The sequence below is a fragment of the Micromonospora sp. NPDC005299 genome, from assembly GCF_042872345.1.
Lineage (GTDB): Bacteria > Actinomycetota > Actinomycetes > Mycobacteriales > Micromonosporaceae > Micromonospora.
The window spans coordinates 66,133-78,650 of sequence record NZ_JBIAKG010000017.1 but is presented as its reverse complement, the minus strand read 5'-3'; the positions used below and the strand labels follow the sequence as shown (position 1 = coordinate 78,650).

The window sequence follows — 12,518 nt, the reverse complement described above, 5'->3', positions numbered from 1 at the left end:
ATCGCCCGCGAGCTCTACCGCAGCCTCAACATGGCTGCCGCTTGACAAACATAGAAGCGTCAGAAGGTTAGGGGTTCGAGTCCCTTCGGGCGCACAAAAAATCAAGGCCGTGACCAGCAGCCATGCGGGTAACGGCCTTGATTCGTTCTGCTCCTCGGGACGGGTCTTCCCGACACTTGGAACCTCACAACTCGTCCGAGACGACCCACGGCGGCTGCTCACCCCTCCTCACGGCCGAGCACTCCAGTCGATCGTCCATCAAGGACAAGGCTCCCTAGATCATCCTGTTAGGAGTTCTCAGAGACCGTTTCACTTTGAGTTGTGCCTGTGTTCGTAGGCAGATGGTTGCCGCGCTGACCGACGCGTCGGGCTGACCCGCCTGTCCGGACCGGCGGGCTGACCGCCCGATCAGCCTGGCGGACCGCCGGCCGATGTTCCGCCCGAGGTTCACCGATCCGCCCTGGTGGAACCGCCAATCGGCGAGCCGGCTTCTCGATCGGCGGCACCCGGCAGCCACCCGGGTGGTCGCGACGCCGATAGCCGACTCATCCCTTGCCGCCGCGACCTGCGATTTCGACAGTGGGCGCAGGAACCCGGCCCGTACCGCGAAGGCGCGAGGACGGTACGCCGGCATGGAAGCCGCCGCGGAGCGCCGGCTCCAGCAGAGACCGGAGGCGACGGTGATGGACACCGCCAGCGTCGACAGTGACGACCACGTGACCGTTTTCGAGGAGGAGGACGACCCGGAGACCCTCGTCGGGGAGGGGGTCGAGTACGACCTTTCCACGGACGAGGAGCAGTGACGTGAGGATGCACCTGGCACCCACCCTGCTGGTGCTCCGCGAGGAGATCAACACGCAGTTGCCCCACCAGGTCCGCTGGTACCAGCGGATGCGCGGCCTCATCGACGACGGCGTCGTCGGCCGCCTCACCTGGACCCAGATGGGTGTCCAGGTCACCTACTGACGTCGGGAGATTCTCATGCGGGTGTCCTTCCGTCCGGCTCGGGACGGCTACGCCTTCACCAACGGCTTCACCAACCACATCAAGATCGCCGGCCTGCCGATCACCGACACCAAGGGCCGGTGCGGCGGAATGGCGTTCGCCGCCCTGGATCACTGGCACCAGCGCCTGCCGGTGCCCGCCGCAAGCGCCCTGCCGCCGGACGGCAACCCGGTCGCCGACTACATCTACGACCGGCTGATCACCAGCATCGTCGACAACTGGCCGATGTACTTCCAGTTCATGCGAACGCCGGACCACCCGACCACCCTGAATGGGATCGGCGTGGCCCGGATGACTCGGGAGGAGCAGTTCCCCAAGCTCAAGCAGCTCCTCGACCAGGGGCTCCCGCAGCCGCTGGGCCTGTGCCAGTCCCGCGACCCGGGTGGCTTCGGCAACGACCACCAGGTGGTGGCGTACGGCTACGAAGAGGGCGAGCGGACCCGGATCTTCATCTGGGACAACCGGTACGCCCGCCGTGAGGACGTGCTGGAGTTCAAGACCGCGTACGACCCGGCTGACCGGGTGGTGCGGCAGGGCAACGGCGACCAGTGGCGCGGCTTCTTCGTGGAGCGGTACGCGCCGCGGCTGCCCTGGTACCTCGCCGGGGGGAAGCTGCTCAGCGACCGCTCCGACCCCCGGATTTATGTGGTGCACGGCGGGGCGAAGTTCTGGGTGACCAGCCCGCAGGAGTTCGACCGGCTTGGGTTGCACTGGAATGAGGTGGTGGAGCTGCCGGACGGATCTACGTCGTACGTCGCCGACGCGCCCGGAGACCGCGTCCTGCTGCGGGAGATCGACCGCGCGGAGGTGTACGTCACCTATGGCGGGCACGGCTTCCACATCCCCGACCCGGACACCCTGGTCCGCCTCGGGTTCAGCTGGGCCGACGTCCGGGTGCTACCGCGCGACTCGCTGCGGGCGCTACGCCCGGTGCCGGTGGACGGCACGGTGCTGCGCGAGGAGCACCAGGATCCGGTCTACCTGGTGGTCGACGGAATGCTGCGGCACGTGCCGGACCCGGTCACGTTCACCGCGCTCGGGCTGCGCTGGGACCGGGTCGGTGTGGTGCCGGACGGTTCCCTGGCCGCCCTGCCGAAGGGTAACCCGCTGCCTGCCTCCCACCTGCCGGCCTGGTCTGAGCGGTCGGCGGGGCAGCTGATCACCCGCGACCACGACGCCGTCGACTACCGCATCGAGGCCGGGGCGAAGCCGGCGGACGAGGTCGAGTTCGTGCTGAATCTGGGAACCGGCCTGACCTGGCGCAAGGAGCTGGGCCTGCACGCCAAGGACGGGGACTGGACCATCGCGGTGCAGGACAGCAGGCGCACCGACGCCAACGGGCTCTACCGCTACCAACTCCCCGAGGGACAGCTCCGGCTGCGCAAGGCCAAGCTGTTCGGCGCGGTCACCGGCGTGCTGGAGCTGAACGACCTGGACCGGCTACCGGCCGGCGCCCGAGTCACCTTCACCTGGGTACGGGACTGATCCCGGGCAGCTCCGCCCAGGGCGGGCACAGTACGGTCAATCTCCATCCGGTGCCATCCGCCACCACCTCGGCGGTGACCCGCCGCTGAAAGGCCCGCCTCCGGGCCGTTCGGCGGCGGGGCGCCACCGCGGGCCGCGGCAGTCACGCCAGTGCTTCGCCCCGCAGATCGTCAAGAAGGTCAGCACAGGCCGAGGGCACCCGGGACATCCTCGGCCTGTGGGCCGGCGACGGCGGCGAAGGCGCCACGTTCTGGCTGCAAGTCCTGGCCGAGTTGAATAACCGCGGCGTCGCCTACTCGTGCATGGTGGTCTGCGACGGGCTGAGAGGCCCACCCGACGCCATCGCTGAGGTGGGGCCCGAAGACGTCGTGCAGACCGGCGTGATCCACCTGCGGGGAGCCGGCGCGTTTGCAGTACTAGCTAGCCGGGTGTGGCGGGCTGGCACAGCAACTCGCCCGTCGCCGGATCCTGACACAGGTATCGGTCACCCTCGTGCATCCATCCCCAGAGCCAGTCTTTCAACAGGGGGCGCCGACAGTACCGGCATGTAGCGCCCTGCCCTTCCCCGGACTCCGGATGTGTCACCTCGGCAGCACTTTTCGCCTCCATCGGCATCACCGTCGTGGACTGCGGCAAGGCGGTGGCAGCGGAGGGCCCACCTGGCAGCGACGGCGATGATGGGCGTGGCGGTGTCGGCTCAACCATGCGTACTTCCTGTGTGTCCTGTTCGAGGGGCCGGGCGGCCTACCTGGCCTGATACCCCGCCCACCAGCGAAGCCGTCTCAGCCCCTATTACTCACTTATCTATGCGTCGTGGGTCGCGGTGCCGTTACGAAACCATCGCTGATTCGGGCCAATGGGCGCGGCGTGGCGCCTTGGTAAGCCGCTCTTTCGGGTTGGTGTAACGCCGGTCGCCGATGCAGCGCTTGATCATGCTGAGAGAGAGTTGCGCCTCCTCCGCTCCGACCGCCGGCTTCACCAGCGCGCCCGCCACGTGAGCGTTCACCAACGCGGTCAGCTGCGAACTGTCTGGCCAGCAGCGCCACGAACGGCGTCACGATGCGAGGCCAACCCAGCCCAGACTGTGACGGCCAACTCGACTGGAGGATGCCATGCCTGCCAATCTCCTGTCCTCGGCACGGGAGCGGGAGGTGCTGGCGGCGGTTGCTGACGGCATCATCACGGCGGCAGCCGGCGCTGCCTTACGGGTTGTCGTGACCTGCTCCCCTTCACATCTGCCTTTCGCCGGGCAGCTAACCAAGGCCCTGCACGCCCGCGGCCGCGCCTGCCGCTGCCTAGTTCCCTCGCCGGACGGCCCGCCGTCAGACGATGCCGAGGCGATCCGTCAAGCCGCTGCCGGCCAGGCGATCGCCATGATCGTCGAGGGCACGCCTACCAGCGGCGGTGAGGTGTGCCGCATCAGCATCCGCATCAGCCATGACAGCCGAGAAGCCTCCCCGTCGCCGACGTCGAGTGAGCAGGCAGACGGGAGCGGCCGAGACCCAGATGTCATCGTCGACTACAGCGATCCTGATGGACCGACTATCCTCCAGTTCTCCGTCCGCCTCGCTTTGTCGACTGACTCTCCGGTCGAGGTCACCATGAACGGTGGCGAGTGAAACATCCGGGATGCGAGCGCTGCGACCCGGAGCACTCGGGCATCGACAGGTCTCACGAGATCGCTGACGCTCTGCTGCCGCTGATCAGGGCACTGGCGGCTGTGGCCAGCCGCTCACTGACTGGCCTGCAGCCTGAGGTCACCTTGTCGCAGTACTGGAACCGGCAGCCGCTCAACTGCCGCGGACCACACCGCGTCACCGACATCGCCGCGAGCATTCAGCCGCCCGCCGCCTCCCCGCTGCGCGACCGGCTCGAATGCCCCGCGCACGCACCGCACTCGGCGGCCAACCACCCGCCAGCCGCGTTCCCAACCTCACTGGGCAGAACAACTAGGCGTTGGCACGACCCTGGGGTGCGTTGAGCAGAAGGTGCACCTGGCCGGGGGCGATCGTGGGCCGGTCGGCTTACAGTGTGGGAATGTGGGAGTCTGTCGCCGCGTCGGTGGCGGGCATGATGGGCGCCGTGGCCGCGGCTCTCCCGGCGCCGCCACCGGCCCCTGCGGTGGACGCCACGCCGGTGCTGACGTCGACACCGTTCGGCGCGCTGCCCGAGCAGGGGGTGACCCACACCGTCACGATCTCCGGTAGGGGCACCCTCACGGCGACGCGGGTTACGTTCACCACCACGGCTGATCTCGACGGTGTCATCGCCCGAGCCGAGCCGGGTCGGTGTGCAGCATCCCCTCGTATCGTCGTTTGCGACCTCGGTGACCTGCTCCTGGGTGCCGCCGCAGCGGTGCCGCGGATCACGATCACCGGGCGGATCCGCCCGGGTGTGCCGCCGGGCACGGTGGTCCGCAACCGGGTCAGTGTCACTTCGGCGCAGTCCACCGCGACGGATCCCCAAATCGCCAGCAACGCCTATCTGCTCCCGGGCTCGACGGCCACGGCCGCTGCCACAGCCACAGATCCACCGTTGGATTCGCCGGCCGTGGCCAGTGAGGTCCGGCCGCTCGGACGGTCGCTGCGGGTGCCGGCCGTTGCGGCGGTGGTGGTCGGCGCGGTCGCGGCGGGCACCCTGCTGACGCGTCGACGGCTGCGGCGGCGTCACGGCCTGCCGCCCCCCCCGGCCGGCTGTAACGACCAGGCGCCGGGATCCGATGTAGCAGAGGGACGGGAACGGGGTCGACGGCAGGAGTACGTCATGCGCGAATGGTGGTGGAGGCAGGCCACGCTGGCGACCGTCGCCGGGGCGACGCTGATGGTGACATCCTTCTGCCTGGACGCCGGGGCGGCGACCGCCGGGGCACAAAGCTCATCAGCACAGGGGCCCCTGCCGACCCTGCCGACCCTGCCGACCCTGCCGAGCCCGTCGCTGACCGTGTCGCTGCCACCGGTTAAACCGCCGAAGGTGACGCTGCCGCCCATCAAGCCGCCGACGGTGAAGCCGCCGCCCGTCCCGTCGGCCACTGCGTCGACCCGACCGACTGCGCCACCCGCGACTACTCCGCCGACCGCCGGCAAGCTACCGCGGGTGGGCATCTCGGCCCCGCCCAGCAACGACGGGCCGATCGTGAGCCCCGGATCGGCCCCTGCGCTCATCGCTGGCGACCCCGGTGCCGACCTGTATCCGCAGCCGCCGGTGGACGCCGCCGTCACCCCACAGGCCCGCCAGGTCGCCGCGCTCAGCGACGTCCAGCACCGGATCCAGTACCTGGAGAACATTCTCGCTCGGACCCGCGATGACCTCACCAGAGTGCAGCGCGGGCCGGACCCGGTGCTGCACCTGCTGATGTCCCTGACCGCCGGCGGGGATGCGGATGCGTCGCCCTTCGCCGTGGCGGACTCCGCGGATGTGGTGGACACGCCCACCGGTCGCGCTGTCGCCCTGTCGGGCGCGATCACCTCCGGCCAGGCCGAACTCATCCGCCGCCGGACGGAGGAGGCGCGGCTTCGGCAGGAGATCAGCCGTCGCGTCCGCACGGTGCCCGCCGTGGCGGCATCGGCCCGCACCGTCGCCACGGTCGGTGGGGGTCGGCTCGGGCGTCCACTGTCGGGCCGGCTCACCAGCAAGTACGGCACCCGTTTTGACCCGTACTACCACGTGTGGCAGTTGCACGCGGGTGTGGATCTCGCCGCCCCGCTTGGTACCCCTATCCTCGCGGCCGCGGACGGCCGTGTGTCGCGCGCCGGCTGGTACGGCGGCTATGGCAACTACACCTGCATCGACCACGGCAGGGCTGACGGGCAGCGACTGTCCACGTGCTATGGCCACCAGTCCAAACTGATGGTGTCGCCCGGTCAGCGCATCCGCGCCGGCCAGGTCATCGGACTGGTCGGATCGACCGGTGCCTCCACAGGTCCCCACCTGCACTTCGAGGTACGTCTCGGCGGCCGTCCAGTCGATCCTCTACCTTGGATCTAAGCCGAACCATCCTCTGGACGGGACGCGAGGTCGTCGGCCGGGGCCAGGGCCACCGAAGGAACTCGAGGATCTGGCGCGACGCCTGCCGAGCCAGTGCGCAGTCCTGACGCGCTCGGCCGTTCCGACGGGCGCGAAGGCCGCCGCGTCTTCAGGAACACCGACTTGCCGGTGCCGGACGGACCCAGCAGCACGGAGACCAAAAGCCGGCAGGGCAAGGCTGTCGTCCGACCAAACCGGTTGGCCACCGAAGGGACTTAGTCAGCCCCTGCACGGCGACTTCGACGGCCACGTGGGCTAGGCAAATCGGCATACGTCTCGATAGCGTGCGGTTAACTTGCCGGTAACAAAGGTGTCTCGCATCCCATGACCACAGCGATCGAGCCAGAGCTCGTCCGCCGGGCCGCCGCGGGCGACCGGGCTGCGGCGGCGGCCCTGCTCGCCGACCTGCGGCCACGGCTCGTCCGCTACTGCCGGGCCCGGCTGGGCCGCATCGGCGGGGCGCACACCACGGCCGACGACGTCGCGCAGGAGGTGTGCCTGGCGGTGCTGAAGGCCCTTCCCCGCTACCGGGAGCAGGGAAGGCCGTTCTCGGCGTTCGTCTTCGCTGTCGCCGCGCACAAGGTCGCCGACGCCCAACGGGCGGCGGTGCGGGGCTCCGCCGTCGCCATCACCGACACCCCGCTGGAGCGACCGGACGCCGCGCCGGGGCCGGAGGAACAGGCCGTCGCGACGGATCTGGCCCGTCGACTCTTTGAGCTGCTGCACCGCCTCCCCGACGTGCAACGGGAGATCATCACGCTGCGGGTGGCGGTCGGTCTCACCGCTGAGGAGGTCGGCACGATCCTCGGCATGTCGGCACCGGCCGTACGGGTGGCCCAGTCCCGAGCCCTCGCCCGACTCCGTGCCCTTGCCGGCGATGGACTCGACGAGGTGGCGGCATGAGTGAGCACTGGCCCGACGGTGGCGAGGAGCCGGACCTCACCACCGTCGCCCATGACGACCTGCTCCTCGACGTGCTCGGAGGAGGCGGCGGATGGGAGGCCGACATCGACGGCCTGACCGCGATGCTGGCCGCCTGGCGCACCGACCTCACCGCCGACGAGGAGAACGCCGACGTGACGGGCACCCATGGCCTACACGGCCGGACGGACGTCCACCCTCCGGTCGACCGGGTTCGGGCCGATACCACCTCCGGGCACTTCCTCGCCTCGGCCCCGTCGCGACCGTTCATGCGGCGGGCCCTGCGGCTGGCCGCCGCTGTGGCCGCAGCCCTCGTGCTGGTGACTGCGCTGGGGGTCGGCAGTCGCAACGCCGGGCCGAACAGTCTGCTCTGGCCGCTGGCCAAGGTCCTGCATCCCGAGCGAGCGGAGGTACGCGATACCGAGCGCACCATTGCCCGCGCCCGCGCCGCCGTCGAGGCGCGACGGTTCGAGGAGGCCCGGCAATTGATCCATCAGGCCCAGCAGGATCTGACCCGGATCACCGACGCGGCCGAGGCCGCCCGCCTGCGCGCCGACATCGACGCCGTCCTGGACGACCTGACCGCTCAGGCCGGTTGCCCCACCTTGCCCCGGTGCGCGACCATCCCGACGCCGTCGCCGGTCGCCTCGACCGCCAGCAGCCCCCACGCAACCCGCAGCCGGGCGCCGGGAACGACCACCTCGGCGCCGCGTCCGGCCGCACCCGCCCCCTCATCCAACTCCCGCTCCAGACCCTTGCCGCCGGCGCCCGAACTTCCCCTGCCGCCGGCGCCGGCCCCATCGGTACTGCTGCCGCTGCCCACCGGAGATCTGCTCGGCTGACCGGCTCCCTGGCATCCCCGGTGAGCGCCCCGGGGTCGGGTAACCGGGAGGCTACGCGCTGTATGGTGCCGGCCACAATCGCAATGCCTAACATGGGCGCTCGCCGTGGCCGTCCGCTGCGGCTCGACCGGGCACTGCGGGACCTGGAGTCCTACGGACCGGCCGCCACCATCTGCGACTACCTGGCCACCCAGCTCCTGCCCACCGCATGAACCGCGTCCACCGGCCGGCCCGGCCGGACGGACCCCGCCACCGCTCCCGGGGAGTCCGCTCGTGATCACGTTCTCCGACGTCGACCTGTCCGCGCTGCGGGTGCTGCTCTGCGACGCGGACGGCAACCTCTTCCCGTCCGAGGAGCCCGCCTTCGTCGCCTCGGTCGAGGTGACCAACGCCTTCCTGGCGGCGTACGGGGTGCCCGGCACCCTCAGCGCCGAGCAGTTGCGCCTGGGTACCACCGGCAAGAACTTCCGCACCACGGCCGTCGACCTGTGCGTCTCCTCCGGCGTACCCGTCGAGGCCGCCGTCGCCGGCGGGCGCCCGGGGGCGCTCGTCGCGGCGGGACCGACCCTGGACGGCCGCCCGGTGCTGACGGCAGCCGCGCTGGAGCACTGGGTGGCCGAGGAGAAGGCCCGGGTCAGCGCCCACCTCGGCGACGTGCTGCGGCCGGACCCGGAGGTGCGGGACGTGCTGGGCAAGCTCGCTCCGCACTTCACGCTCGCCGCGGTGAGCAGCAGCGCGTGCAGCCGGTTGGAGGCCTGCTTCGTCGCGACCGGACTGCCCGGGCTCATCCCGGTGGAGCTGCGCTACAGCGCCGAGGACTCGCTGCCCGTACCCACCAGCAAGCCGGACCCGGCGATCTACCTGCACGCCGGGCGGGAGCTGGGCTGCCGCGGCGCTGAGGGGCTGGCCGTGGAGGACTCGGTGCCCGGGGCACGGTCGGCCGTGGCCGCCGGCTTCCCCACCGTGGGCAATGTGATGTTCGTGCCCGAGGCGGAGCGTGCCGGCCGGATCGAGGCGCTGCGCGGGGCCGGCGTCTTCGCCGTGGTCACCTCGTGGCGCGAGCTCGCCGACCTGCTGCTGCCGGCGGCCGGCGCGCCCTGACCGGTCCGGCCCGCGGCGCCCGCCGGGGGCCGGGCCGGCCGGGCCGTCAGTGCCCGGCCATGCCTTCCGGGTACGCCCCGGCGATCAACTCCCGCAACGTCTCCCAGAGGCCGTGGGGCGCGGCCAGCACGTCCCCGCTGGCCGGCCAGGTCCCCGGCGACCGGCCGGTGAGGTCACCGACCTGCGCGCCGACCTCCTGCGCCAGCAGGACTCCGGCCGCGCAGTCCCACGGTCGCAGGCCCGGCACCCAGACCGCGTCCACCCGCCCGGTGGCGAGCTGGGCCAGCGCCCCGGCCGCGCTGCCGCCCCGGCGCACGTCGCGCACCCGGGGCACCAGGGCGTCGATCATCCGGCCGGCGTGCGCCTTCTGCGCGGCCCGGCCCAGGTTCAGCTCGATCAGCGTCCGTTGCAGGTCGGCGCCCCGTAGCTCGGGTTGCCGGACCCCGCCCGACCAGGTCCCGCCGCCCCGCCGCGCCTCGGTCACCCGGCCCAGCTCCGGCTCGGCGACCACCCCGGCGAGCAACTCGTCCCCGTCGACGCGGGCGGCGGCGACGCTGACCGCCCAGTCCGGCCGCCCGTAGAGGTAGTTGGTGGTGCCGTCGATCGGGTCGACGATCCAGCGGACACCGCTGCGCCCGGCCGCGTTGCCGCCCTCCTCGCCGAGCACGCCGTCGTCGGGGCGGCGCGCGGCGAGGACCGCGCGGATCGCCTGTTCCGCCTCCCGGTCGGCCTGGCTCACCAGGTCGTCCGGGCCGGCCTTCTCCTCGATCGTCAGCTGGTCGGCCCGCCGTCGCCAGCGCATCGCGGCCTCGGCGCCGGCGTCCGCGGCGAGCCGGGCCACGGCCAGCAGGTCATCAAGGTCCACATCTGCTCCCGGGGTTCATGATCGGGCAAGGACGGTGGCGGGTGTCCGGCGCGGGCGTTCACCGACCGGACCGGGCGGCGGACGGGCTCAGCGCGCCGTCCCAGGTGGTCCGGCCGACCACCAGCCGATGGCGGCCGCGACGGAAGAGGTATACGCCAGGCCGCCTGGGGTAGGGACCTCCGCGGGTCAAGAAGAGCGCCCACGGACCGCCGCTGCCGCACCCCCCTGTCGGTGAGCGGGTGAATCCCCCGGTCGGAGGCGCCATGTCGACAGACCTGTTCACCCTCGACGCGGACGAGCCGGTCCGGTCCGCCCGGGTGCGGTCCGGGACCCGGCGGACCGCTGACCGTCGTCGCGCGCCGCATGACCGGCGCGATTCCTCAACAAAAGGCCCCCTCTGGGCGGTTCCGTGCCAAGGGTCCGGGTACGAGCTGACTAGCGCACCCCGACGCGAATGGGAGAAACATGTTCAATCCACTGGACCACAAGGGAATCCCCCTGGAGAGCCAGATCCGCAACTGGCGTGAACTGAACGTCGAGCCGATCGACCCCGAGGCGGTCGACCCCTACACGCGGTGCCGCATCATCACGATGAACGGCATCGAGGTCGAGGCCATCAACTTCCAGCACCAGTTCGCCCGCGTCTGCCCCGACCAGGAGGTCCGCCGGCAGCTGGCGTACGTGCGGTACGTGGAGAACCAGCAGCAGCGGGTGGTGAACTGGCTACTGCCCGGTGTGGCGAGCGTGCTGGAGACAACCCTCGGCTACGAGCAGGTGGCGGTCGACCTGACGGCGTGGGTGGCCCGGCACGAACCCGACCCCTACCTGAAGCAGGCGTACGAGTTCGGTGTGCTGGAGGACTTCGACCACCTGTACCGCTACGCCAACCTCTACGAGATGGTCGAGCGGCGCAAGGCCGAGAAGGTGGTGAACGGCCTCACCGAGGTCATGCCGGGCCGGCCGACGGTGCAGGAGCACCGGCACCCGTTCGACGAGGTCCGCACCCCGTACGACCGCAACTCGGTGGACCCGCGCTCCAAGCTGCACGCGCTGACGATCCTCTCCGCCGAGCAGCAGGTGATGTTCTACTACATGAACGTCGGCCCCCAGTACATGGAGCCGATCGCGCGCCAGCTCTACCAGGAAATCAGCCTGATCGAGCAGGAGCACGTCACCCACTACGAGTCGCTGCTGGACCCGGGCGAGAGCTGGTGGGAGCGGCTGCTGACCCACGAGTACAACGAGTGCTGGCTCTACTACTCCTTCCTCCAGCAGGAGAGCGACCCGCCCATCAAGGCGGTGTGGGAGCTGCACCTGCAGATGGAGCTGGCCCACCTCCAGCAGGCGGCCGACCTGTTGCGCCGGCACGACGGCCGCGAGCCGGAGGAGATCGTCGGCAGCGCCGGGCTGCCCGAGCCGCTGACCTTCGAACCGAACAAGGAGTACCTGCGCCACCTGCTGGCCACCCAGATCGACGTCACCAAGCTCGGCGAGGGCTACGTCACGGAGGCGCACGAGCGCTTCGAGTGGATGCAGCAGCAGTTGCACGACGGCCAGAAGCCGCCCACCGAGCAGGTCATCGACATGCACCGGGAGCGCCTCGGCGACGAGTACCGCATCGAGACCGAAGGGCCGCACCCGGTGGAGCGGCTGCGCGCCCAGGGAGGCACCCATGCCTGACACGGGCGCCCCGGCCACGCCCGGGCCCGAGGAGGACGTGGTCGACCTGCTGCTCGCCCAGCACGCGCGCGTCGAACAGCTCTTCCTGCTGGTCATCGGCGGCACCGGCGACACCCGCCGGGAGGCGTTCGACGACCTGGTCCGCCTCCTCGCCGTGCACGAGACCGCCGAGGAGGAGGTCGTCCACCCGCTCGCCCGGACCCTGCCGGGTGGTGGCGGCGACGAGATGGTCGACGACCGGCTCGCCGAGGAACGCCAGGCCAAGGAGACGCTGAAGACCTTGATCGCCGGCGGCGTCGACGCGGAGGGCTTCGACACCGGCATCATCCTGCTCCGCGACGCGGTACTCACCCACGCCCGCTACGAGGAGCGCTACGAGTTCCCCCAGCTACGCCAGCACGTGCCCGGCGACCGGCTGCGCAGCCTCGCCGCCGCCGTACGCGCCGCGGAGGCCACCGCCCCCACCCGGCCGCACCCCGGCGCCCAGTCGGCCAAGGGCAACCTGGCGGCCGGTCCCGCGCTGGCCGTCGTCGACCGGGTTCGCGACGCGCTCCGCAAGCCGTCCGCCGGCTGACCCCACCACGCTCAGGAAGACA

At 71.1% G+C, this 12,518-nt stretch carries 11 protein-coding genes and 1 pseudogene; 11 read left to right on the top strand and 1 reads right to left on the bottom strand.

Annotated features, from left to right (window positions below; all coding sequences use genetic code 11):
- Window positions 1-632: 632 nt before the first annotated feature.
- The 9 genes and pseudogenes from ACFYPD_RS31635 to ACFYPD_RS31595 all read left to right on the top strand — a co-directional run bounded on the left by ACFYPD_RS31635 (window position 633) and on the right by ACFYPD_RS31595 (window position 9,377).
- Window positions 633-803 carry a hypothetical protein gene (locus ACFYPD_RS31635; protein WP_387121627.1) on the top strand — a complete coding sequence of 57 codons (171 nt, stop codon included), beginning with the start codon at window positions 633-635 and terminating at the stop codon, window positions 801-803.
- 1 nt (window position 804) lies between these two features.
- Complete coding sequence (locus ACFYPD_RS31630) at window positions 805-966, top strand: peptidoglycan-binding protein (protein WP_387121624.1); 162 nt, start codon at window positions 805-807, stop codon at window positions 964-966.
- 15 nt (window positions 967-981) lie between these two features.
- Window positions 982-2,490: a hypothetical protein gene (locus ACFYPD_RS31625; RefSeq protein ID WP_387121622.1), complete on the top strand. Its 1,509-nt coding sequence runs from the start codon at window positions 982-984 to the stop codon at window positions 2,488-2,490.
- Window positions 2,491-2,684: 194 nt separating this feature from the next.
- Window positions 2,685-2,882: pseudogene (locus ACFYPD_RS31620) on the top strand (transposase); the annotation flags it as partial.
- A 720-nt stretch (window positions 2,883-3,602) separates the two neighbouring features.
- Window positions 3,603-4,109: a hypothetical protein gene (locus ACFYPD_RS31615; protein WP_387121619.1), complete on the top strand. Its 507-nt coding sequence runs from the start codon at window positions 3,603-3,605 to the stop codon at window positions 4,107-4,109.
- Between the two features lie 418 nt (window positions 4,110-4,527).
- Window positions 4,528-6,474 carry a M23 family metallopeptidase gene (locus ACFYPD_RS31610; RefSeq protein WP_387121617.1) on the top strand — a complete coding sequence of 649 codons (1,947 nt, stop codon included), beginning with the start codon at window positions 4,528-4,530 and terminating at the stop codon, window positions 6,472-6,474.
- A gap of 363 nt (window positions 6,475-6,837) precedes the next feature.
- Window positions 6,838-7,416: an RNA polymerase sigma factor ShbA gene (gene shbA / locus ACFYPD_RS31605; RefSeq protein ID WP_387121614.1), complete on the top strand. Its 579-nt coding sequence runs from the start codon at window positions 6,838-6,840 to the stop codon at window positions 7,414-7,416.
- Window positions 7,413-8,276, top strand: a complete 864-nt coding sequence (locus tag ACFYPD_RS31600; RefSeq protein WP_387121611.1) for a hypothetical protein — start codon at window positions 7,413-7,415, stop codon at window positions 8,274-8,276. The genes shbA and ACFYPD_RS31600 overlap by 4 nt, the downstream gene beginning before the upstream one ends.
- Window positions 8,277-8,549: 273 nt before the next feature.
- On the top strand, window positions 8,550-9,377 hold the full coding sequence (locus ACFYPD_RS31595) for an HAD family hydrolase (RefSeq protein ID WP_387121608.1): 828 nt from the start codon (window positions 8,550-8,552) through the stop codon (window positions 9,375-9,377).
- Between the two features lie 46 nt (window positions 9,378-9,423).
- On the opposite strand, the gene ACFYPD_RS31590 is transcribed toward ACFYPD_RS31595, so the two are convergent.
- Complete coding sequence (locus ACFYPD_RS31590; RefSeq protein WP_387121606.1) at window positions 9,424-10,242, bottom strand: inositol monophosphatase family protein; 819 nt, start codon at window positions 10,240-10,242, stop codon at window positions 9,424-9,426.
- Window positions 10,243-10,707: 465 nt separating this feature from the next.
- Between ACFYPD_RS31590 and ACFYPD_RS31585 the strand changes: the two genes are divergently transcribed.
- Window positions 10,708-11,922 (top strand): hypothetical protein, encoded by a 1,215-nt coding sequence (locus tag ACFYPD_RS31585; RefSeq protein ID WP_387121604.1) that lies wholly within the window; start codon window positions 10,708-10,710, stop codon window positions 11,920-11,922.
- Window positions 11,915-12,496 (top strand): hemerythrin domain-containing protein, encoded by a 582-nt coding sequence (locus ACFYPD_RS31580; protein WP_387121601.1) that lies wholly within the window; start codon window positions 11,915-11,917, stop codon window positions 12,494-12,496. Before ACFYPD_RS31585 ends, ACFYPD_RS31580 begins: the two co-directional genes overlap by 8 nt.
- Window positions 12,497-12,518 lie beyond the last annotated feature (22 nt).